General features: G+C 70.9%; 23 protein-coding genes. 10 read left to right on the forward strand and 13 right to left on the reverse strand.

Annotation, left to right across the window (positions count from 1 at the left end; all coding sequences use genetic code 11):
* Nucleotides 1-74: 74 nt before the first annotated feature.
* Together HKD39_RS07800 and HKD39_RS07805 are read right to left on the reverse strand one after the other, a co-directional pair.
* A complete protein-coding gene (locus tag HKD39_RS07800; protein ID WP_171199281.1) occupies nt 75-362 on the reverse strand; it encodes a WXG100 family type VII secretion target in 288 nt (95 codons plus the stop codon).
* Nucleotides 359-652 carry a WXG100 family type VII secretion target gene (locus tag HKD39_RS07805; RefSeq protein ID WP_171199282.1) on the reverse strand — a complete coding sequence of 98 codons (294 nt, stop codon included), beginning with the start codon at nt 650-652 and terminating at the stop codon, nt 359-361. The genes HKD39_RS07800 and HKD39_RS07805 overlap by 4 nt, the downstream gene beginning before the upstream one ends.
* 327 nt (nt 653-979) lie before the next feature.
* Here HKD39_RS07805 and HKD39_RS07810 point away from each other — a divergent pair, with 327 nt between their 5' ends.
* Nucleotides 980-2,047 (forward strand): ATP-binding cassette domain-containing protein, encoded by a 1,068-nt coding sequence (locus HKD39_RS07810; protein WP_171199283.1) that lies wholly within the window; start codon nt 980-982, stop codon nt 2,045-2,047.
* Nucleotides 2,047-2,838, forward strand: coding sequence for a hypothetical protein (locus tag HKD39_RS07815; RefSeq protein ID WP_171199284.1), 792 nt, complete (start codon nt 2,047-2,049; stop codon nt 2,836-2,838). The genes HKD39_RS07810 and HKD39_RS07815 overlap by 1 nt, the downstream gene beginning before the upstream one ends.
* 92 nt (nt 2,839-2,930) lie before the next feature.
* Here HKD39_RS07815 and HKD39_RS07820 read toward each other — a convergent pair whose 3' ends face one another.
* Nucleotides 2,931-4,316, reverse strand: coding sequence for a M18 family aminopeptidase (locus tag HKD39_RS07820; protein ID WP_171199285.1), 1,386 nt, complete (start codon nt 4,314-4,316; stop codon nt 2,931-2,933).
* 61 nt (nt 4,317-4,377) lie between these two features.
* Nucleotides 4,378-5,361 (reverse strand): undecaprenyl-diphosphate phosphatase, encoded by a 984-nt coding sequence (locus tag HKD39_RS07825; RefSeq protein ID WP_171199286.1) that lies wholly within the window; start codon nt 5,359-5,361, stop codon nt 4,378-4,380.
* 149 nt (nt 5,362-5,510) lie between these two features.
* Here HKD39_RS07825 and HKD39_RS07830 point away from each other — a divergent pair, with 149 nt between their 5' ends.
* From HKD39_RS07830 to HKD39_RS07840, 3 genes are all read left to right on the forward strand, one after another.
* Complete coding sequence (locus tag HKD39_RS07830) at nt 5,511-5,945, forward strand: BlaI/MecI/CopY family transcriptional regulator (RefSeq protein ID WP_171199287.1); 435 nt, start codon at nt 5,511-5,513, stop codon at nt 5,943-5,945.
* 5 nt (nt 5,946-5,950) lie between these two features.
* Nucleotides 5,951-6,874: a M48 family metalloprotease gene (locus tag HKD39_RS07835; protein WP_246232273.1), complete on the forward strand. Its 924-nt coding sequence runs from the start codon at nt 5,951-5,953 to the stop codon at nt 6,872-6,874.
* A 100-nt stretch (nt 6,875-6,974) separates the two neighbouring features.
* Nucleotides 6,975-7,916, forward strand: coding sequence for a class I SAM-dependent methyltransferase (locus tag HKD39_RS07840; RefSeq protein ID WP_171199289.1), 942 nt, complete (start codon nt 6,975-6,977; stop codon nt 7,914-7,916).
* 131 nt (nt 7,917-8,047) lie between these two features.
* On the opposite strand, the gene HKD39_RS07845 is transcribed toward HKD39_RS07840, so the two are convergent.
* Together HKD39_RS07845 and fbaA are read right to left on the reverse strand one after the other, a co-directional pair.
* Nucleotides 8,048-9,610, reverse strand: coding sequence for a peptidoglycan-binding protein (locus HKD39_RS07845; protein WP_171199290.1), 1,563 nt, complete (start codon nt 9,608-9,610; stop codon nt 8,048-8,050).
* Nucleotides 9,611-10,935: 1,325 nt separating this feature from the next.
* Nucleotides 10,936-11,964 (reverse strand): class II fructose-bisphosphate aldolase, encoded by a 1,029-nt coding sequence (gene fbaA, locus HKD39_RS07850; RefSeq protein WP_171199291.1) that lies wholly within the window; start codon nt 11,962-11,964, stop codon nt 10,936-10,938.
* A 344-nt stretch (nt 11,965-12,308) separates the two neighbouring features.
* On the opposite strand from fbaA, the gene HKD39_RS07855 reads away from it, so the two are divergent.
* The 3 genes from HKD39_RS07855 to HKD39_RS07865 all read left to right on the forward strand — a co-directional run bounded on the left by HKD39_RS07855 (nt 12,309) and on the right by HKD39_RS07865 (nt 14,187).
* Nucleotides 12,309-13,007: a SigE family RNA polymerase sigma factor gene (locus HKD39_RS07855; RefSeq protein WP_343074635.1), complete on the forward strand. Its 699-nt coding sequence runs from the start codon at nt 12,309-12,311 to the stop codon at nt 13,005-13,007.
* The gene (locus tag HKD39_RS07860) at nt 13,007-13,294 is read left to right on the forward strand and encodes a hypothetical protein (RefSeq protein WP_171199292.1); all 288 of its coding nucleotides are present in this window, start codon (nt 13,007-13,009) and stop codon (nt 13,292-13,294) included. Before HKD39_RS07855 ends, HKD39_RS07860 begins: the two co-directional genes overlap by 1 nt.
* Before the next feature lie 134 nt (nt 13,295-13,428).
* A complete protein-coding gene (locus HKD39_RS07865) occupies nt 13,429-14,187 on the forward strand; it encodes a DedA family protein (RefSeq protein WP_343074636.1) in 759 nt (252 codons plus the stop codon).
* A gap of 76 nt (nt 14,188-14,263) precedes the next feature.
* On the opposite strand, the gene HKD39_RS07870 is transcribed toward HKD39_RS07865, so the two are convergent.
* From HKD39_RS07870 to HKD39_RS07900, 7 genes are all read right to left on the reverse strand, one after another.
* Nucleotides 14,264-15,682, reverse strand: a complete 1,419-nt coding sequence (locus tag HKD39_RS07870; protein ID WP_171199293.1) for a TIGR01777 family oxidoreductase — start codon at nt 15,680-15,682, stop codon at nt 14,264-14,266.
* Nucleotides 15,683-15,732: 50 nt separating this feature from the next.
* Nucleotides 15,733-16,011 (reverse strand): hypothetical protein, encoded by a 279-nt coding sequence (locus HKD39_RS07875; protein ID WP_171199294.1) that lies wholly within the window; start codon nt 16,009-16,011, stop codon nt 15,733-15,735.
* A gap of 135 nt (nt 16,012-16,146) precedes the next feature.
* Nucleotides 16,147-16,932, reverse strand: coding sequence for a hypothetical protein (locus HKD39_RS07880; RefSeq protein ID WP_171199295.1), 786 nt, complete (start codon nt 16,930-16,932; stop codon nt 16,147-16,149).
* 75 nt (nt 16,933-17,007) lie between these two features.
* Entirely contained in the window at nt 17,008-17,769 is a 762-nt protein-coding gene (locus HKD39_RS07885; RefSeq protein WP_343074637.1) for a TrmH family RNA methyltransferase, read from the reverse strand.
* Entirely contained in the window at nt 17,766-18,350 is a 585-nt protein-coding gene (pyrE, locus tag HKD39_RS07890; RefSeq protein WP_171199449.1) for an orotate phosphoribosyltransferase, read from the reverse strand. The genes HKD39_RS07885 and pyrE overlap by 4 nt, the downstream gene beginning before the upstream one ends.
* Before the next feature lie 85 nt (nt 18,351-18,435).
* Nucleotides 18,436-19,392, reverse strand: coding sequence for an SDR family NAD(P)-dependent oxidoreductase (locus HKD39_RS07895; protein ID WP_171199296.1), 957 nt, complete (start codon nt 19,390-19,392; stop codon nt 18,436-18,438).
* A 101-nt stretch (nt 19,393-19,493) separates the two neighbouring features.
* Entirely contained in the window at nt 19,494-20,132 is a 639-nt protein-coding gene (locus tag HKD39_RS07900) for a helix-turn-helix domain-containing protein (RefSeq protein WP_212754197.1), read from the reverse strand.
* Between the two features lie 120 nt (nt 20,133-20,252).
* On the opposite strand from HKD39_RS07900, the gene HKD39_RS07905 reads away from it, so the two are divergent.
* Together HKD39_RS07905 and HKD39_RS07910 are read left to right on the forward strand one after the other, a co-directional pair.
* Nucleotides 20,253-20,729 (forward strand): YbaK/EbsC family protein, encoded by a 477-nt coding sequence (locus HKD39_RS07905; protein WP_171199297.1) that lies wholly within the window; start codon nt 20,253-20,255, stop codon nt 20,727-20,729.
* Nucleotides 20,730-20,792: 63 nt separating this feature from the next.
* Nucleotides 20,793-21,686 carry an alpha/beta fold hydrolase gene (locus HKD39_RS07910; RefSeq protein ID WP_171199298.1) on the forward strand — a complete coding sequence of 298 codons (894 nt, stop codon included), beginning with the start codon at nt 20,793-20,795 and terminating at the stop codon, nt 21,684-21,686.
* The last annotated feature ends 34 nt before the right edge of the window (nt 21,687-21,720 follow it).

Raw genomic sequence — 21,720 nt, forward strand, 5'->3', positions numbered from 1 at the left:
CAGCCCGTTTCTCAGCCCTCGCTCCGCAGGCCGATTCCCACCTTTCCGGCCGCTGCCAACGCAGGCGGCCCTCGTCACATCGCGAACTGTGCCGCCAGCGTGCGGTCGGTCTGCTGATAGTTGGCGGAGATCTGGGCCAGCGACGCCGCCAGCTGTTTCAGCGCCAGCTGCCGCTCACCGGCGGCCGCGTCCCACTGCGTCTTCAGCGCAAGGTAGGCCGTCAGCGTCTCCGCCTGCATCGACCCGGTGGCCGCCGCCAGCGCGTTCAGCTCGCTCAGGTGGCCTTCGATCCGGTTCCAGGTGGCGACCAGCCCGTCGTGCCCGGTGGACATTGCCGCGTAGTCGACAAAGATCTCGCTCATGTCGCGCTCCCGATCACGTTGCCGGCCTCTGCCCTGTCCATCGCCTGAGCCGAACTGGACAGGGTGCTGCCGTGGCTGACGAGGGCGTTCTTCAACTGCGTCGCGTCGGCCAGGTGCCCCTCCATCACCGCGGCGAACCGCGGCGCCGCCAACGACGAGCGCCAGCCGGCCTGTAGCGACGCCAACATGGCGTGCATGGCGGCGATCTCGGCGCCCAGTTTCGCGCCCACCTCTCCGACCCCGACGCCGGTACTGCCCACCTTCTCGGTGCTGACATTGAATCCCTGCATCTGCTGCCCCGTTCTGTGCTGCCACCCGTTGCCGCCCGGGTAGCGCCGGCGCGCTGCCGACACCGTCGACTCTCACCGCTGTCGGCGACAACACCAAGGGGCACATCCTGATTGTGGATGGATTTTCGGGGTGTGGATGAGTTGTCAACAGCAGCGTCCGAGCACGTGGCAGAGCCCTGCCGGCAAGCCCGATCGGCCAGCCCTGCCGGCCAGCCCTGCCGGCAAGCCCGGTCGGCAAGGCCGGCCCGGCGTACCGGGACACCAGAGTCCGGCCGCACATTCATCGGTTGGCGATGCATCTGACCCCGCACTGCTACCGTCACTGTCGTGCCAGAGCTCGTGCGGGCCGTCGGGGTGCGCGTGATGGGGGCCGATGGCCCGGTGCTGTCGGGTGTCGACCTGTCGATCACCGCCGGCTCGGTGCTGGGCATCTACGGCGAGAACGGGTCGGGAAAGTCGACGCTGCTGCGGGTGCTGGCCGGAGTCAGCCGGCCCGATCACGGAGTGGTGCAGCGGCCGCGGGGTGGTGTCGGACTGCTGCCCGAGTCGTTCCCGGCGCGCTCCCGGGTGACGGGGCGGGCACTGCTGCAGCACCTGAGCCGGATCAGCGGTGGCCGGGCCGCCGCTGCTCAGCAGCTGGCCGACGAGCTCGGGGTCGCGGTCGATCTGCGGCAGCCGTTGGGGTCGCTGTCGCACGGCAATGCCCAGCAGGTCGCGCTGCTTGCTGCCGCCATCGGGGATCCGCCGCTGGTGCTGCTGGACGAGCCGTGGACCGGGCTCGACGAGTCGCACACCGACCTGCCCGCGGCGCTGATCCGGCGGGCCATCGACACCGCACCGGACAGCACCGCCGTCGTCGTCACCGGACACACCAGGGAGCAGCTGGCGCCGGTGTGCACCACCGTCACCGAGCTGCGGGACTGCGCGCTGGTGACCGCCGGTGTTGACCGTGCCGACGCGCCGGAGCTGGAATCCACCGGCCGGCGTGATCCGGCGCAGGACCTACCCCGCCAGGTACGGATCACCTTGTCCGGCAACGCTTCCGAGCGTGACGTCGGGCGGGTCTCGCGGCTGGCCCGTCGGCTCCGGCTGAGCGTCGACGTCCGGCCGGAAGATCCCGCGGATGCCGAGCCGCACAACGCGACCAGCGGCGACCCCGCGATCACCGGCACCGAAGGGCCCCACCGGCACGACGGATCCCACCAGCACCACGGAACCCACCAGCACGGCGGTACCGGTACAACCGACCGCAGCGACGGCACCAGTGACCACCGCGACGGCGCCAGCGACCACCGCGACAGCGCCAGCGCCAGCGCCAGCGACCACCGCAACAGAGCCAGCAACGACACCGACAACGGCGGCGACGCAGACCCGCCAGGACGGGAGCACGCCTGATGCGCGGCACCCGTTCGTTGCTCGGCCTGGTTCGGTACCAGCTGGCCACCCTGGGAATGGGTTACCGCGCGGTGCCGCCGCTGGTGCTGTTCATCGCGGTGTGCGCGATCAGCTACTCCGACCCGTCGGCCCCGCTCGGCCCGCAGTTCGCGCTGACCGCCGGGGCGATGTGCGCCGTCGGATGTTGGCTCGCCGTTGTCGCCGTCTCCTCCGATCCGCCGACCCGGCGTGCCGTGGTCGCCGCCAGGATGCAGGCACCGGCACGACACGTCGCCGGGTATGCACTCGCCGCGGCCGTTCCGGCCGCGATTGCCGTTGCGGTGTCGACGATCTGGGCCGGTGTGGCTCATCGATTCCCCGGCGGCTGCACCGTGGTGATCACCGTGCGGTCCGGTCCAGCGCCGCGCCCGGCAGCACCGCCGCCGATCGCCGATCCGTACACCCGGTCGTGGTGCGGTCAGCACGATCCGCTGGCCGAGCTGGGGACCGGCGCGTTGGCGCAACTGGCAGCTGCGTTGATCGGGATCGCGGTCGGGTTGTGGTGCAGCGCGCTGTTGTGGGAACGGCTCACCACCACGTTGACCATGTCGGTGCTGCTGCTCGCCGCGGTTCTCGCCCTGCCGTGGACGGGCGTGTTGAATCCGTTGCTGCGCACCCTGTCCGAGGCCGTCGGGCTGCGTGACACCGCGCAGCTGGGGCCGGCAACACTCTCGACGTTGGCCGGGCTGGCTCTGCTGGCGGTGACGGTTGCGGCCATCGCCGCGATCGGTCGGCGCCGGCGCTGGACCTGACCGACGCGGCACCTGGCCCGCCCGACCTCGCGAAGGTCTGGGTCAGGTCGCCGCCGCGGTAGGCATCGCCGAGCGCCCGCCGGACCGACGGCTCAGTCGCGTGGCGCCAGAAAGGCGGCGAGGGCGGCGGCATAGCCGGGTTGATCGAAGGCGCCGCACACCTCCCGCGCCGAATGCATGGACAGCATCGGGGCGCCGAAATCCACTGTGGTGGCGCCGGTCAGCGCTGCCGTCATGGGGCCGACCGTCGAACCGGACGGCAGATCCGAGCGGACGACGAACTGCTGCATCGGCACCCCGGCCGTCTCGCAGGCAAGCGCGAACGCCGCGGCACCGGCGGCGTCGGTGGCGTAGCGGCCCTTGTTGTTGATCTTGAGCACCGGGCCGCCGTTGACGGCGATCGGATGTTGCGGCTCATGCCGTTCCGGGTAGTTCGGGTGGATGGCGTGTGCCATGTCTCCCGAGGCGATCACCGTGCCGGACATCGCCCTGAGAAAGTCCTGCCGGTCCCCGCCGCGGCCGGCAACGATGCGCTCCAGCACCGCCGGCAGCAGTGTCGACTGGGCGCCGCGCTCGGAGGTGGAACCGACCTCCTCGTGGTCGAACAACACGATCACCGGCGTGCTGGCGAAGTCCCCTCGATCGGCTTGCGGCGCAACGGACTCCCCGTCGGGACCGGCAACGCCGAGCAGAGCGCTGACCGCCGCGAAACAGGTGGCGAGGTTGTCAAGACGACCGGACGCGAGCAGCTCACGCTCCCGACCCAGCCGCCGGGCCGGCGTCAGATCGAAGGTCATCATGTCCCAGCCGAGAATGTCGTCCGGCGCGATATCCACCTGCTCGGCCAGCCAGCCGCGGAAGTCGGCCGGAGTGTCGCCGACGCCCCAGTGCGGGGCCAGGTGCAGCTGCGGGTTCAGCCGCAGCCCTTCGTCGTTCACCTCACGATGCAGGTGCACCGCCAGTTGCGACACCCGCAGCAGCGGCTCGGACGCCAACACCAACTCCGTGCGCCAACCGCCGGGCAGCTCAGGGTCCCTGACCGTCACCTGGCCGGCCAGGCCGAGATCCCGGTCCAGCCACGAGTTCAGCAACGGGCCGCCGTACGGCTCGACGCCCAGCATCTGCCAGCCGGCCCTTGCATAGTCAGGACGCGGCTTGATCCGCAGGTTGGGCGAATCGGTGTGGGCACCGACGATCCGGAAACCCGTTGCCGCCGGGGCATTGTCGCCGCCGTCGCCGCAGTCACTGCCGGCGCCACTGTCCCAGGCCACCAGCGAGCCGCTCCGCCGCACCAGATACCGGCCGGGCCGGGTCGGCCACTCGTCGGTCTCGAACAGTTCGGTGTAGCCGGCGGCAGTGAGCAGCGCGGCCGCCTCGGCCACGGCGTGGAACGGCGTGGGCGACGCGTCCAGGTAGCCGGCCATCGCGGCCAGGTACTCGGTGGTGGCCGGCGAGTCGGCTGGGGCGGCGACAGTCATGGCATTCACCCTGTCACACCCGCACCCGCAGGGGCGCCGCCACCGGGCGCTCCGACACCGGTCAGCGGACCGACAGCACCACGAGGGCGACGGCGCCGAACAGCGTGCAGTACACCGCGAACGGCGTCAGCGTCCTGACCCGGAAATAGCGCTCGAGGAACCGCACCGACAGCAACGCACCGACGAACGCGGCGATGCTGCCGGCCAGGATCTGGCCATGGATGCCGGCGCCCAGCGGCCCGAAAAGGTCGGGCAATTTCAGCGCGCCGGCGGCCAGGATCACCGGGGTGGCGAGCAGGAAGGCGAACCGGGCGGCGTCGCGGTGCGAGAGCCCGGCCAGCAATCCGGCGACCATGGTGACGCCCGACCGCGAAATGCCCGGCAGCAGCGCCAGAGTCTGCGCGGCCCCGATACCGACGCCGGTGCCAAGGCGCATGGTTGCCAGCCTGGCGTCGGAATCGGCGTCCGCCTGCGCCTCGGTGCCAGGTGCCGACCGTGAGCTGCTGGCCGCGGTGCCCTTCGCACCGGAGCCCGGTGGGGTGGCGGCTACCGCAAGCTCGTCGCGAGCAGGTGCGACTGCGCGGGCGGAGGCCCTGCGCCGCAACCATTCTCCCAGTCCCATCACCAGGCCGTTGGCGATCAGGAACGCGGCGGCGGGGATCGGCTTACCCAGCACGGTGCGGAACAGGTGCTCAAGCAGCAGCCCGGCAATACCGACCGGGATGGTCGCCAGGATGATCAGCCAGGCCAACCGTTCCCCCGACGTCTGGATGCGGCGGTACCGCAGCGATGTCACGAAGCCTCCGATGATCCGCAGCCAATCCCGCCAGAAGAACACCAGTAGTGCCAGCGCGGTGGCCACGTGCAGGCCGACGATGAAGGCCAGGTACGGCGATTCCGGCGCCGCGACGTTCAGATCTCTCTCCCACTGCCCGCCGATCAGCGCGGGCAACACCACCGCGTGGCCAAGGCTCGACACCGGGAACAGCTCCGTGACCCCCTGCACGGCGCCCACCACAACGGCTTCCAGATACGACAACGACATCGGTCTTCCTCTCGGACATCCACCGCGCGGGCGTCGACACTGAACAGCCGCACTAACTACTACTATTGCGATAGTAGCGCCTGGTCGATGGAACAATGACCAGCAGTCCGGACGGCCCGGCACACCGCGCAAAGGCGAGGGAGGCACCGATGAAGCGACGCGAGGCCGGCGAGCTGGAACGTGCCGTGCTCGCCGCGGTGTCGAGCGCATCGGCCCCGCTGTCGGTGAGCGAGGTGCTGCCGATGCTCGACGGGGCGCCCGCCTACACCACCGTGATGACGACGCTGGCCCGGCTCGCCGACAAGGGCGCCCTGCAACGGATTCGCGACGGCAGGGCGTATCGCTATCAGCTGGCGGCACCGGCCGACGCGGTCGATTCCGCCGTCACCGCAAGGCGGATGGGCAAGCTGCTCGGCCTCGGTGCCGACCGCGCCGGGGTGCTGGCGCGTTTCGTCGACGAGTTGGATCCGCAGGAGGAGCGGCTGCTGCAGCAGTTGCTGGCCGATCGGCGTCACCCCGACGGGCCGGCCGCCGATCCCGAAGCGCTGCGACCGGCGGCCGGCCGCACCAGCAGGCGACGGTGAGCACGATGGATCTGATGCTGGTGGCAGCGCTGGCGGCGGCCCTCGGGTCGGTGTTGCTCGGTCGCGGTTCGACGCGGTTGGTGCGGGCGTTGCCGCCGCGCCTGGCTGTTCCGGCCATGACGCTGGCCGCTGTGCTGCTTGCCGCTTGCACGGTCGGCACCCTGTTGCTGGTCGCCGCCGGTTACGCGCTGGGCTGGGGCCCGATCGCGGCCTTCGGCGGGATTCGACCGGACCAGCTGCATGCCCGGCTGCCGATCCCCGGTGCGCTCGCCGCCGCTGCCGGCGCGGCCGCGGTGTTGTTGTTGCTGCGGCTGGGGTTTCGCGCCGTCCACCTGACGGTCGCCGCGGTTCGTTCGGCGCGGTACTGCCGACGGTTGCCAGGGCGGGCCCGGCTGGTGTTCGTCCCCGGTGACGATGCCGTCGCGGTGTCCGGCCGGCCGGGGCGGGTGATGGTGGGCCGCGGGTTGTACCGGCGACTCGACCCGGTGCAGCGCCGCGCCCTGATCGCCCACGAGCGGAGTCATCTGGTCCGGCGGCACCATGCCTACCTGCAGGCGACGGAGCTGGCCATCGCACTGAATCCGTTGCTCACCCCGGTCGGCGCCGCGGTCCGCTTCGCCGTGGAACGCTGGGCCGACGAGGACGCCGTCCAGCGCATCGGCGACCGCACCGAAGTCGCGATGGCCATCGCTACCGCCGCGGTGCGAGCGGCCCGACCGGCCCCGGCGGGCGCTGCCGGCGCAGCGCTGGCCGCGGCGCGGTCCCACACCGTCGGCCGGGTGCAGGTGCTGTTGGCCGACCCGACACCCAGCCGGCCGCTCGGCCCGGTGGCCGCGGCGCTGGCCCTGGCGCTGGTGCTGCTGCTCACCGCCACCGGTGCGCTCGACCTGCATCACGCCGTCGAGGCGGCGCAACCGGCGGCCCACTGACCGCCGCTGGGCACTGACTGACCGCTGGGCGCTGGCCGGCCCGCGGCGGCGCGCCGAAATCGGATTGCACCGCCGCCGCTGATCCGGCGATCATCCCGGCATGACGACTCCGCGGCAACGACCGTCCGGCGAAACCGATCCGGCTGCGCCCGACCTGCTGCAGGACCCGGTGGCCTACCTGGTGGGACTGCAGGGCGTCGCGCTGCTACGGGCCTGCGCCGGGGAGCACGGGCCTGAGTTCATGGCGCAACGGCTGGTGGAGATCGCCGAGCTGTTGCGCCGTCCCGCCGCTCTTGGCGAAGCCCTTCCGGCGCAGCCACTTTCCGTTGTCGATGGTTACGACGAATGGTCGAGCAGCTACGACGGCCCCGGCAACGCCTTGCTGGACTGGGAGATCGGCTACGTCAAAGATCTGGTCTCCGACCTGCCGCCGGGACGCGCACTCGACGCCGGCTGCGGCTCCGGACGGCATGCGCAATGGCTTGCCCAGCAAGGGTTCTCCGTCACCGGCGTTGACACCTCGCCGAAGATGCTGGCGCTGGCCCGACAGAAGCTGCCGCAGCAACAATGGCTCATCGGAGACTTCGAACAGCTCGAGGCTGCCGACGATTCCTTCGATCTGGTGGTCTGTGCGCTGGCGCTCACCCATCGGCCGGACCCAGCACCGGCCATCACCGAATTCGCCAGGGTGCTGGCACCGGGTGGCGCCCTTGTCGTGTCCGACACCTACAGCGAATACACCGGTTCCACCCGGTATCCCCTGGTGCGCGACGCCGACGACGGATCGGCTCGCTACCTTCCCGGATGGAATCATTCGCTCAGCGCCTACCTGCAACCCGCGCTGGCCGCCGGGCTTGAGCTGACCGCAGTGCACGAGCCGCGGAGCGGCCCCCGCACCGATCCGAACCTGGAACCGATACCGACACCGCCCGGCGCGGTACCCAACCGGTGGTTGCTGCACACCTGGTACCCGGCGGCGGTGAACGCCGCCTACCAGGGGCAACCGTCGGCAAAGTTTCTGCGCTGGAAGAAGTCCGGCTGACTCCTGCCGGCCCGGCATCAGGAATGCAGACAAGCCGCGGCCCGGCGACTGTGTCGAGGACAGCCGCCGGGCCGGGCGTCACGACCCCCTGGCAGGTCAGTCGTTCGGCGCAATCAGCGCCGTCATCGGGTTCAGCGAGATTCCCAGGCGGCCACCCAGGTGGCGCGGTCAACCTTGCCGGTGCGCTGCAGCCCGCGGTCGGCCTGGAAACGATCGACAGCGGCCTTGGTGGCGCTGCCGAAGTAGCCGGTGCCGCTGAGGCCGTAGCCCCGCTTGCCGAGCACCCGCTGGAAGCACTGCAGGTCGCGATATGTCTTGCCCTGCACCATGTCCGTGCCACCCCAGGCCAGCGCGCTGCTGGAGTTGACCTTGCACGAAGCGTCGGTCGCCGGGACGTACTTGGCCGGCGGCTTGGCAGCGGGCGGCTGCGCCTTCGGCGGCTGGGCCGGTGCCGGCTTCGGCTGCGCCGTCGGAGTGGTGATGTCCGCCTTGGCGTTCTTCACATCCCAGGCAGCCGCCCAACTCTTGGCGTCGAAGGCGTTACGGACCGGCAGGCCGGCCTTGGTCTGCAGGGCCTTCAGCGCCGTCTCGGTCTTGTCGCCGTACCAGCCGGTGCCGTCGAAGCTGCCGTAACCCATCAGCGTCATCTGCCACTGCCACTGCTTCAGGGTCGCCGAGTATTCGCCCCACTTGAGCGCACCAGGGAACGACGGCACCTTGGCATCGACGTTGGCGTTGGCCGAGTTCCATGCCGCGGCCCAGGACTTGGCGTCGAGTTTGCCGGTGACCGGAAGGCCGGCCCTTGCCTGCAGCGCGGAGACGCCGGCCCTGGTCTTGTCGCCGTACCAGCCGGTGCCGTCGAAGTCGCCGTAGCCCAGCGCGGTCATCTGCTGCTGCCACTTCTTGAGCGGCTCGGAGTAGTCGCCCCAGGCGATGGCGCCGGGGTGGGCCGGCGCAGAACTGGACGGCGGCTTGGGGGCCGGGGTGCTCGGTGGCTTCGGCTTGGGCGCACTGGGTTTCATGCTGTTCGCCGAATCCCAGGCCGCCGCCCAGGCAGCCTGGGTGAACGTGTCGGAGACCGGCAGCCCGGCCTTCTTCTGCAGCGCGTTCAGGGCCAGCTTGGTCTTTGCGCCGTACCAACCGGTGCCGTCGAAGGTGCCGTAACCCATGGCCTGCACCTGCTTCTGCCAGGCCTTCAGCCCGTCGGCGTAATCGCCGTACTTCAGCGCCCCCGGGTAAGCCGGCTGTCCGTTGGCCGGCGGTTTGGGCGCAGGGTTGCTTGGCGGTGCCGGGTTGCTCGGCGGTGCCGGAGTGCTGGGCGGCGCCGGGGTGCCACCACCGTTGCCGAACTCCCCTGACGACGGCTTGCGTCCGCTGCCGGCGTCCGAATCGTTCTGCAGCCCAACGAGATCGGCGCAGATCCACGGCGCCCAGCCACGCATCCGGTACAGGTACAGCGCGCGGTAGTCCTGTTCGGCCTTGCTGGCCTGGTCGGGACGGCCGCTGCCGCCCACCGACTTCCAGGTGCTCAGGTCGAACTGGTACGCGCCGTAGTAGTTGTTACCGGTGTTGGTGGTGTAGTTGTCGCCCGACTCGCACAGCCGCAGCTGCTTCCAGTCGTTGCTGGACGGGTCGGCATTGGCGGTGCCCGCGCCGATGACGGCGGTGCCGGCCGTCAGCGCCACGGCTGTCATCAGGGTCGTTGCACGACGCACGGCTGGTCCTCTCGCAGGCCGCACCGCTGCCGGACGATCGCGCCGCGCCTCTTCCCCTTGCTTGACGCGCCACCACCGTGCCCCCACTCGACCTCTTCACCATGCCGGGGTCCACGGCGTCGGCCGTGGGTTCTGGTGTGGCCGGCGGCCGAGAAGTGGGGGTGCCACGACCGACGGCGGGTTCCCGGATCTCCGGAAACCCGCCAAACTGTAGAACAACTTTCACAGAAGTCACAAGTGTCCCAGCAAACTCAGCTAACCCGACAGTCCCGGTAATGGCCAGACGACACGCCGTGTCGCATCAGAAATAAATGACACAGGTGTGATTCCCCCGGCTGGGTTACCCGGCGCCGTCGCCGACTCACGGTGCGCGGCCGTTGCGTGCGGAGCGCCGGGTTCGCTTGATCGCGGCAGTTCACGGTGCGCAGCCGTTGCGTGCAGAGCGCCGGGGCGCCTGCGCCGCGGCGTCCGACCCGGCGCGGCGGACGTTCCGACCGGGCGGGGTCGCTGGGAGTGCGGGGACGCTGGGAAGTGCTGCGCAGCAGTACTCGCTTTTCGGAGCGCCGGACGCTCATCGGCACAGCGCACGGCGGCTAAACGGCCATCCAGCGCGCTCAAACGTGAGTACCACCAGGCGGGCACGAATCCGGTGGATCGGTGGCCGGCCAGGCGCCGCAGCGGAAAAATCGGCGCCTCGACGCCGACTTGCAGAAACTGACCTGCGACGATGCAGTTCGAGCGACACATTTTTCACCGCTGACGTGCTGCACCCCCAGCGCCCGCTCGCACGGCAGCCAGCCAGGCCAAGGCCGGCCGGGCTGAGGGCGAGCGGCCCGTTGGCGCCAACCGGAGGGCGAGCCGCCCGGCGCCGCCGGCCTGGGGGCGGCCAGCCCGGCGGCGCCGGTCTGAGTCCAGCCCCCGCCGAAATCCCGGATCCCCCGCCGAGTCCACCGAGTTCAGCGGAAAAATCGGTGTCTCGAATCGCGTTTCCGCAGGTCAGCTTCCGCAAAAGGGCATCGAGCCGCCGATTTGTCGAGCGGGGCTTGGGGGCGCCGCTTGCCGACAGCGCCGTCGTCGCCGACGGCGCCGTCGGCGTCAACCACCGCGTGCCGACAGTGCCACCCAGCTGCGTTAACGAACCCGGAAAGGCGAATCGCCGGCCGCTGCCCGCGTTGGGAAACTCCGATGGCCGTGACGGCGGCAGCTGCCGCCGTAACGGCCATCGAGCGCTCCCACACGTCAGTAGCGACCGGCGAACGGTGGCCCGCCCGGTCAGGCGGGCGCACCTGGCGACGCCGGAGGGCTTACTTCCCTGCGGTTCCCGCGGAGCCCAGCTGCTGGCAGGCCTCGACGACCCGGTCGGCCATGCCCTGCTCACCGAGCTTGAGGTACGAGCGCGGGTCGTAGGCCTTCTTGTTGCCGACCTCGCCGTCGACCTTCAGCACCCCGTCGTACTGGGTGAACATGTGCCCGGCGATCGGCCGGGTGAAGGCGTACTGGGTGTCGGTGTCGATGTTCATCTTCACAACGCCGTACGAGACGGCCTCGGCGATCTCTTCGGCGGTGGAGCCTGAACCGCCGTGGAAGACCAGCTCGAACGGCTTGGAACCCGCTGGCAGGCCGAGCTTTTCGGCCACCGCCTGCTGGCCGGCCTTCAGCACCTCGGGGCGCAGCTTCACGTTGCCGGGCTTGTACACCCCGTGCACGTTGCCGAAGGTGGCGGCGACGATGTAGTTGCCCTCAGGCTTACCGAGGGTGTCGACCGTTGAGACGAAGTCGGCCGGTGCGGTGTACATCTTCTCGCTGGTCTCGCCGACGACGCCGTCCTCCTCGCCGCCGACGACGCCGATCTCGATCTCGAGGATCACGTTGGCCGCCTGGCACAGCGGCAGCAGCTCCTTGGCGATGTCGAGGTTCTCGTCGAGGTCGATCGCCGAGCCGTCCCACATGTGCGACTGGAACAGCGGCTGCCCGCCGGCCTTGACCCGCTCGGTGGACAGCGCCAGCAGCGGCCGGACGAACCCGTCGAGCTTGTCCTTGGGGCAGTGGTCGGTGTGCAGCGCGATGGTGACGTCGTACTTCTCGGCCACCACCCTGGCGAACTCGCTGAGCGCAACCGCGCCGGTCACCATGTCTTTCACGGCGGTGCCGGACGCGAACTCGGCGCCACCGGTCGACACCTGCAGAATGCCGTCGCTGCCGGCATCGGCGAAGCCCTTGATCGCGCCGTTGATGGTCTCCGACGACGTGATGTTGATGGCAGGGTAGGCGAACCCGCCGTCCCGGGCCTTGGCGAGCATGGCGGCGTAGGTCTCGGGAGTGGCGATCGGCATGTGCTGTCCTTTCACGATCAAGAAGCGGTCACCAGCCAGTATCCTCCACCGCCCGATCGCCTCGTGCGGACGGGGGCGGCCGCCACCGCCTCACCTGTCATTGCCGCCAGCAGCCGATCGCCTCGTGCGGACGGGGGCGGCCCTTGTTGGCGGCGTCCTGCAGCGCGGGCGACAGCGATCACCTCGTGCGGACGGGGCGGCCCGCGCAGGCCCTCTTCGCACCGGCCAGCGGCTGGGGACAAAGCAGGGTCCGCCCTCGACCAGAGGTGCGGCACGGTTGCGGCATTCTGCTAGCCCGTCCGCCCTCCGGCTGGCAGGATCGGGCCGTGGTCAACCAGTCGGGAGTGAACCAGGCAATGAACGGGCCGCAGCAGGCCGGCTTCCCCGCCGCGCAACCGCACGCCGGCGGTTACGCCAACAACGGCGGCGGTATCGGCGCCAGCCATAGCGGCGGTCATGGCCCCGGCGGCGAATCGGCGGTCGAACGCACCCTCGGCTCGCTGCGTTCGCTCAACCCGATCGACCCGGCGGCGCTGCCGGCACCGGCGGAACCGCAGTCGCTCACCATTGACGATCTGTACCGCTCGCACCGCATGGGCATGGTGCGGCTGGCCATTCTGTTGGTCGACGACATCGCCTCGGCCGAGGACGTGGTGCAGGAGGCCTTCGCCGGGCTCTACAAGCAATGGGGTTCGCTGCGCGACACCGCCGCCGCCATCGGCTATCTGCGCACCGCAGTGGTGAACGGTTCCCGGTCCATGCTGCGGCGCCGCCGCACCGCACGCGCCTACACCCCGCCGGACCCGGGGACGGCCCGCTCCGCCGAGTCGCTGGCGATCATGTCGGCCGAGCACCGCGCCGTCGTCGAGGCGATGGGCGAACTGGCGCCGCGTCAACGAGAGGTGTTGGTACTGCGCTATTACGGCGGCCTGAGCGAGTCCGAGATCGCCGAGGCGACGGGCCTGTCCAAGGGCACCGTCAAGTCGACCGCCTCGCGGGCGGTGGCCAAGCTCGGCGACATCATGAAGCAATCGCTGAGCTGATGTCGGGTTCGTCCACCGACAGCCAGCAGGAGCAGGTGCTGGCCCAGGCCCTGCGCGCCATGGCCGGCGGCCCGGCAGGCGCGTCCGGGGGTGCGTCCGGCACCAGCCCAGGCGGATCCGCCGGGTCCGGCGGAACGAGCGGCGACACCACAGCGTCCGGCGACGACGGCAACGGCGGCCGCCGCTCGCGCCCGCGCTGGCTGAGCACCACGCACCTGTTGCTGCTCGCGGCGATCGCCGGGGTGGCGCTCGGCGGCGGCGCCGCCATCCTCACCCTGCTCTTGTGAACAGCAGGCGCAGTCTGCTGTGAACGGCAACCGCAGACAGTCGCTGTGATCTGCGCCGACAACGCCGGCGCGCCCAGCACAAACTACTACTCGATCGGCAGTAGATCGCCGCGCGGCCCGGTACGCTACCAGGCGTGACCCAACTCGCCTTGCTCCCCGGGTGGCTCGACCCGCAGAACATCATCACCGGTCTCGGCTCGTGGGCCGTCGTCGGGATCATGCTGATCTTGTTCGCCGAGTGCGGCCTGCTGATCGGCTTCTTCCTGCCGGGCGACACTTTACTGTTCATGGCCGGGCTGTTGGTCAAGACCAACGTGCTCGACATCAACATCTGGCTGCTGATCGTGCTGGAGATCGTCGCGGCGTTCGTCGGCAACATGGTGGGCTACGGCATCGGTTACAAGGTGGGGCCCGCGGTCTTCAGACGCCCGGACGCCAAGTTCCTCAAGCCCGAACACATCGAACGGTCGCGGGAGTTCTTCGACCGGCACGGCAAGATCACCATCGTGCTGGCCAGGTTCGTGCCGGTGGTGCGCACCGTCGTCACGGTGATGGCGGGCGCGTCGCGAATGGACGCGAAGATCTACACCCTTTACTCGTTCATCGGCGGGGTGCTGTGGTGCGCGCTGGTCACCCTGGGCGGATACCTGTTGGGCGGCATCCCCTTCATCGCCAACAACGTCGATCTGCTGATCGTGCTCGCGGTGCTCGCCGTTGTGCTGGCCAGCGCCGGCCCGGCCATCTACCACTGGCTGCAGCGGCGCAAGAACCGCGGCGGCAGCCCGCAGGCTCCGGCCGCGCCGGTAGATCCGAGCAACTCGGTGCCGCCGGCCACCGCCGATCCGAACCTGCCGCCGGCCCGCCCGGTCTCCGACCCGCGCTCCGATCGCTGACCGCGCGCTTATCGCTGAGCCGCACCGATCGCTGACCCAAGCCGATCGCTGACCCGCGCCGATCGCTGACCCGGTCTCAGCTCGGGTCGCCGGTATCGGTCTTGCCCAGCAGGTGCGCCAGCGCCGCCGTCAGCTCGGGATGCCGCCACGGATGGTTGGCCGCGGTCAACGCCGCGGGTGCGACCCGCTGTGACGCCAGCACGAACTCTTCGGTGGCCTGCTGCCCCAGCAGCAGTCGCGGGCCGAGCGCCGGCACCGGCAGCAGCGTCGGCCGGTGCAGAACGCGACCGAAGATCTCGGTGAAAGCCTTGTTGGTCACCGGGTTCGGCGCGACCGCGTTCAGCGGACCGGACAACGAGGTGTCGGTCACCGCCCGCAGGTAGACGTCGACCAGATCGTCGATGCCGATCCAGCTCATCCACTGACCGCCGTCGCCGATGCGGCCGCCAAGACCGGCCGTGAACAGCGGGCGCAGCGGCCGCAGCAACCCGCCGGCCGGGGTCAGCACCAGTCCGGTCCGCACCGCAACGTGCCTGGTGTCGGTGCCGGCCAGCGCCTGCGCACCGTCGGCCTCCCAGTCCCGCACCAGCCGCGCCAGAAAGTCGTCGCCGGCCGGGGCGGTCTCCGTCAACTCGGTCGCCGCCGCGCCGGCCGGGCTGGCGTCGGCGCCGTAGTAGCCGATGGCGCTGGCCTGCACAAAGGTCGTCACCCCTGCATCGTTGGCGGCGCGGGCCAGCGCCCCGGTCGGGCCGATCCTTGACGCGCGCAGCGCCTGCCGGTGCGCCGGGGTGAACCTGCCGAGGATGCCGGCTCCGGCCAGGTGCACCACCGCGTCCACCCCGGAAAGGACGGCAGGGTCTGGTCGGTCCGGCTGCCAGTCCCTGAACTCATGACGCAGCGCGCCCGGCGGCGGCTCGGCCGGTCGCTGCCCGGGTCGGGCCAGCCGGATCACCCGGTGCCCGCCGCCGCCGAGCAGGGCGCTGAGCGCGGTGCCGATCAGCCCGGACGCACCGGTGACGGCAATCGTCAGCGGCCGCTGCGACCAGCGCCGGTGGGCGGCCAGGTCACCGGTCAGTTGCCTGGCCCTGAAGTCGAAGACGCTGCGCAGCATGGCCTTTGGGACCCTGGTGCTGAGCCGGTCGATCATCGTGACGCTGCCCGTCGGGCCGTCGGCGAGTTCGTGCTGGTGCCGCCACTGCAGCACCCGGTCCAGCGGCTGCGTGGTGAGCTCGTCGGTGAACCGGCTGCCCTCGACGTAGCCGTCCGGTTGGTGCGTCGCCGTCCACGGCAGGCCACCGACGCGCAGCCGGGCCACGCCGTCCCGCAGGTCGGCGGCCTCGTGCCGGACGGAGATCGGCTGCCACGGCGGGGTCAGCCGGACGGCAGCGCCGGGCCGGCCCAGCCAGGTCCACAGCCGGTCCCTCGACTCGGGGATCTCGGCGCTGAACGTTGCGGTGTGCTCGGTGCTGGCGGGGACTTCCGGACTCGGCGACATCACTGCAGTGTGGGCCGTTGCCGGCGGCGGCGCTGGACGGCAGCCGGCCGTTATCGCCCGCTACTGGCGGTGGTGCACCAATCGTCGGGAAGATTCACCTGAATGCCGAAGAACCGCGGCGGCGACTGGCAGGCCTGGCCGCGCATCTCGTCGGCGTAGTTGATCACGTGGTCGCGCTGCTGCCAGGCGAAGAACACCAGGGCCGCGGCGATCAGCAGCGAAAGCACCTTGCCGACGATCTTGCGGATGATGATCGCGGCCAGCACCCCGATCACCGCCAGCACGATGATCGCCCCGACGCCGACATTCTTGACGGTGTTCAGATCCACCCGGCCACGCTACAAGCGGGCGCCGCCACCGCCATCCGACTTTCGGCTGACATCCGCCGTTCCCGCCATTCCCGCCTTCCGGTCGGCCCGTCCAGCTCGGCTCAGCTCAGGTGGACGCTCAGCTCAGCTGGACGCTCAGTTCAGCAGAACGATGTCGGCCGGACTGCGCGGATCGACCTCGTAGTGGGTGTCGTACTGGCTGGAGAAGCCGGTCACCGCGACCCGGTCGCCGGCGTGCAGGGCGCCGACGTCGATACCGGTCTGGGTGTTGACGAACACCAGCACCGGACCGGACCCGTCGTCGACCGTCACCTTGTATCCGTACGGCAGGTCGTCGACCGGATCGCCGACGACGGTGCCGGAGACCTTCACCAGCAGCCCCTCGGTGGCCTCGGAGACAGCGCCGGTGGGCACCGGCCACACCCGCAACACCCCGGGACCGCCGAGCACCCGCACCGCGGCAGCGTCGGCCTGCCGGATCACCCGCAACCCGGCCTGGTCGGCCAGTACCCCGGTCACCCGCACCCGCTGGCCCACCCGCACGTCGGCGGCGAAGCTGGTGCTGACGTAGATGCCCGCCGCGGAATCCAACAGGCCGAAACCCTTGTCGTAGAACGACGATTCGAAGGCGCCGGGCGGAGTGGACACCGTCGCCATCACGGTCACCGTCGTGCCCAGCGGCAGCCGTCTGGCACCGGCCACCGTCACCGGCCGCCGGGCCGGAGCCTGCGCGTCCACCGCTGCCGGTCGGGTCGCTGCCGGGGCCGCTCCGGTCGCCGGCGCCGGGAGCACAGCGGCCCCTGACGCCCGGGCCGACGCTGTCGGGGCGGCCGCGGCCGGGACGACGGCCGCGCCGGTCAGCAGGGTGATGGTCGCGGCGGCGGCCGTCAGGGCCCGCCGGGGGTAGCTGAGCTTTCGCATGACGGCGATTCCAACACGATTCGTCGCCGCCGGCCAACCGGTTGCGGCGCGGCGCTGTCGCCGGCGGTGGCAGCGCTACCGCCCGTCGGCCGGCTCGGCGTGCTGGCGGATCCAGGCGTGCATGGCGATGCCGGCGGCCACCCCGGCGTTGATGGATCTGGTTGACCCGTACTGGCTGATGTGCACCAGCTGCGCGCAGCCGGCCACCGCCGGGGCGGACAACCCCTCCGACTCGGACCCGAAGAGCAGCAACGCCTTTGCCGGTAGCCGCGCGGTCTCCAACGGGACCGAGCCGGGAAGGTTGTCGACGCCGATGATGCTCAGCCCGGCGCCGGCGGCGAAGTCGACGAGCCCGGCGACGGCGTCGTGGTGGTGCAGATGCTGGTACCGGTCGGTCACCATGGCGCCCCGCCGATTCCAGCGGCGCCGGCCGACGATGTGCACGGCCGCGGCCGCAAAGGCGTTGGCGGTGCGCACGATGGTGCCGATGTTGTAGTCGTAACCGAGGTTCTCGATCGCCACGTGGAACGGATGCCGGCGGGTGTCCAGATCGGCGACGATCGCTTCCCGGCGCCAATACCGGTACCTGTCAACCACATTGCGGCGGTCGCCGTCCGCCAGCAACTGCCTGTCGTACTGCGCATCGTCCGGCCAGGCGCTTGGCCCACCCGGCCACGGCCCGACCCCGACCTCGGTGCCGACCTGCCATTCGGTCGGCCCGGCCTCGGTCTCGGCGGTGACCCCGGCGGCGGTGACACGGTCGGCGACGGCGGGCGGCTGCTCACCACCGGCGCCGCCGTCGGGCTGGTGGCCGGGCCCGCCGATCGGGGGGCTCACGCCCGGTCGGTCAGCCCGAGGTCGTCCAGCCCGAGCAGGTATCGGTAGCCAAGGCCCTGGGCGGCAACGGCTTCGGCTGCCCCGGTGTTGCGGTCGATGACGGTGGCGACACCGACCACCTCGCCGCCGGCCTCCCGGATCGCCTCGACCGCCTGCAGCACGGAGCCGCCGGTGGTGGAGGTGTCTTCCACCGCAAGTACCTTGCGGCCGGCCAGGTCCGGCCCCTCGATGCGCTTGCCCATGCCGTACTGCTTGGTTTCTTTCCGCACCACGAAAGCGTCGATCGGGCGGCCGGGGGCGTGCATGATCGCCAGCGCCACCGGGTCGGCGCCGAGGGTGAGCCCGCCGGCGGCGGCGTAGTCCCAGTCGGCGGTGAGCTGACGCATCAGCCGGCCGATCAACGGCGCCGCCTCGTGGTGCAGGGTGGGCAGCCTGGCATCGATGTAGTAGTCGGCCTGGCGTCCGGACGCCAGCGTGAAGTTGCCGCGTTTCACGGCGAGATCGGCCACCAGCGCCGCCAGCCTGCTCTTCGCCGCGGCATCCGGCGCCGGCGGCTGACCTGGCGTTGACGGGGTCGGCACACCGCTGATGGCGGTGCCGGCCGCTGCAGGCTCGGTGGTTCCCGCTGAGCTGGGCTGCTGAGGTGCTGAGGTCACACCGGGAAGCCTAATCGGCCGGTCGGCGCCGCACCCCGGCAGCAGGCTGGGTGTCAGCAACGCCGGTGCCAGCAAACCCGGTGTCAGCAACGCCGGTGTCGTCCGGCCCGGTGCCAGTCGGCCCGTCCGGCGTCGCCGGCTTCCAGCCGACGCGCATGGCCAGCGACCGGATCAGCGAGCGGGGCAACACTTTCGCCCCGGCGGCCACCGTCCGGTACAGCGCACCGGGAATGGAGACCGGGCGGCCGAGCCGCAGATCGGCCAGCGACGTGACGACGAGTTTGTCGGCGTCGACGTACATCCAGCCGGGGGTGCCCTCCATGTCGATGCCGGCGCGCTGGTGGAACTCCGTGCGGACAAAGCCGGGGCAGAGCGCCTGCACCCGCACCCCCGCCGGGGCGTACTCCATGTGCATGGCCTCGCTGAACGCGATCACCCAGGCTTTGGAGGCGCCGTAGGTGCCGCCGCGGCCGGGCACCACACCGGCGATCGACGCCACGTTGATGATGCCGCCGAAACCGCGCTTGACCATGCCGGGCAACGCGGCCCTGGTCAGCCGCAGCACGGCGGTGACATTCAGGTCGAGCAGCTCCATCAGCTCGGCGTCGGAGGAATCGAGAAAGTCTTTGGCCAAGCCCTTTCCGGCGTTGTTGACCAGCACGTCGACCCTGCTACCGGCCAGCAGCTCGGCCACCGTGTCGATGCCGGCGTCGGTGCTCAGGTCGGCCGCGACGGTGTCCACCTCGGGCGCCCCGAGGGCCAGCAGCACGCTGCGCCGCCCGGCCAGCCGGGCCGCGTCCCTGGCCACCAGGATCAGCCGGAAGCCCTGTCCGGCGAGGTTGCGGGCGAAGGCGTCACCGATGCCTGAGGTGGCTCCGGTGATCAGTGCGACGGGCCGGTTTCCCGTGGTTCCGGTGGAGCCGGCACTGGTGGATCCGGTGCCGCGGGGGTCGGTGGGGGTCGTCATGGGTCCACCGTATCCAGCCGAGCCGGCCCAGCCGGCCCAGCCCGGCCCGCCCCCGGGTACGCGCCCGGAGCGGTCGCGGCGGACCCAATCGGCAACCGCACTCAGCCGGCCGGGGTGATGATCGTCAGGCTCGCGGTGACGGGTGGTGCGCCGCGACCGGCGGCTTGGCCGTCCACCTGATAGACGTGCGGGACGTCGGCCGGATAGTCCGCATAGTCGCCGGGGCGCAAGGTGATCGGCTGGTCAGCCGGACCGACCCTGACGTCCGATTCGGCGCCGGCGTGCAGTTGCAGGTGCTCTCTGGTGCCGACGACGTGCCCAGCGGAGCGCTGCACCGGGCCGGGATGCATCACGATCGAATAGATCTCGATGGTGTCGGCCGTCAACCGGCGGCGGTGCAGCAACCAGGCCTGCACCACCTGGCCGCGGGTCGCCGCGCCGTCGGCGAAGCGGTGCAGCACCGGCGCGGCGGTCGGCTCGGCCTCGGCGATCAGGTCGGCCAGCGGCACCCCGAGTTGCCCGGCGAGGGCGTACAGCGTCTCCAGCGTGGGATTGCCGCTGCCCGCCTCCAACTGAGTCAGCGTTGCGCGGCCGATGTCGGCGCGCCGGGACAGCTCCACCACGCTCAGCCCGGCCCGCTGCCGCAGCCGGCGCAGGTTCGCCGCCAGCGGCCCGGTCGACACCATCGACCCTGCCGCCGCCGGACGCTGCCGAGCACCCCTGACCGTCGAATCCGTCATGATGCCTACTATAGTGGGCATCCGGTGGCTGCGACGGCGCAGCGCCTTACCACCCAGATCCCGAACGAGCGGTCAAAGTCCCACGGTGAAGGTCCAACGGTGAAGCACGAAGGAGCAGCCATGTCCGAACTCAGCCGCAGCGCCCAGCGCGTTGCCGATGCGTTGGCCGGCAAGGGCATCGACGCCGAGGTGCGGGTGCTGCCGGACAGCGCACGCACCGCCCGCGACGCGGCCGCCGCCCTCGGCTGCGAGGTGAGCCAAATCGTCAAGTCGTTGGTGTTCAGGGACATCGACAACGACCGGCCGGTGCTGGTGCTGGCCGCCGGACCGGACCGGGTGGACGAGGGCAAGCTGGCCGAGTTGGTCGGCGGTCCGATCGAGCAGGCCAAGGCCACCTGGGTCAAGCAGCGCACCGGCTTTGCGGTCGGTGGCGTTCCACCGCTGGCACACACCGAACCGCTCAGCCCGTTTGTCGACGCGAACCTGTTGCGGCACAACACGGTGTGGGCCGCGGCCGGCACCCCGCACGCGGTGTTTCCCGCCGATCCGAAGCAACTGGTCGCTGCCACCGACGGCACCGTGGTCAACCTGGTCTGAACGGGTCGGCCTCTTGCTGCGTTCCTGGCGATGAGTTTTACCCACCGGCGCAGTCTGAACCGCATGACAACCCCTCCGAAAACCCCCAGCTCGCACACCCTCTCGCTGCCCGGCGTCGAACTGGTCTACGACGTCCGCGGCCCGCTCCCCACCGAGGACGGCCGGCCGCCGCTGCTGCTGATCGGCTCGCCGATGGACGCCACCGGATTCACCACGCTCGCCGGTCTGATGGCCGACCGCACCGTCGTCACCTACGACCCGCGCGGGCTCGGCCGAAGTGAGCGCAGCGACGCCGGCACCGAGCAGGACCCCGAGGTGCAGGCCGATGATCTCCATGCGCTGATCGCCGAGCTCGGCGCCGGGCCGGTCGACGTCTTCGCCTCCAGCGGTGGCGCCGTCACCGGGTTGGCCCTGGTGGCGCGGCACCCTGGCGACGTCGGCACGCTGGTGGCGCACGAGCCGCCGTCCATCCCGATGCTGCCGGACGCCGCGGCCGCCCGCCGAGCCTGGGACGCGGTGCGGAATGCCTACCTGGACAAGGGTTTCAACCACGGCATGGCCGCTTTCATGGCACTGACCGGCTGGCGGGGCGAGTTCACCGACGAGTACTTCGCGCAGCCACCCGCAGATCCGGCGGCGTTCGGGATGCCGCAGGACGAGCCGGCAGGCTCCGACACTCGCGATGACCCGCTGCTGTCGGATCGCTCGGCGCCGATCAGCGCCTACAGCCCGGACATTGCCGCGTTGACGGCCGCTCCCACCAGGGTGGTGATCGCTGTGGGCGAGGAATCGGCTGACATGTTCACCGATCGGACCTCGCGGGCGATCGCGCGGGCGCTGGGCCAGCAGGTCGCGGTGTTCCCGAGCCACCACGGCGGCTTCATGGGCGGCGAATTCGGCTACCCGGGCCAGCCGGAGGCATTCGCCGTTCGGCTGCGCGAGGTGCTGGCCGGCTGAGCCGCGCGAGGTGCCGCCCGGCTGAGTCGGGCGA

The organism is Nakamurella aerolata, from assembly GCF_013002705.1.
GTDB classification, from domain to species: Bacteria; Actinomycetota; Actinomycetes; order Mycobacteriales; family Nakamurellaceae; genus Nakamurella; species Nakamurella aerolata.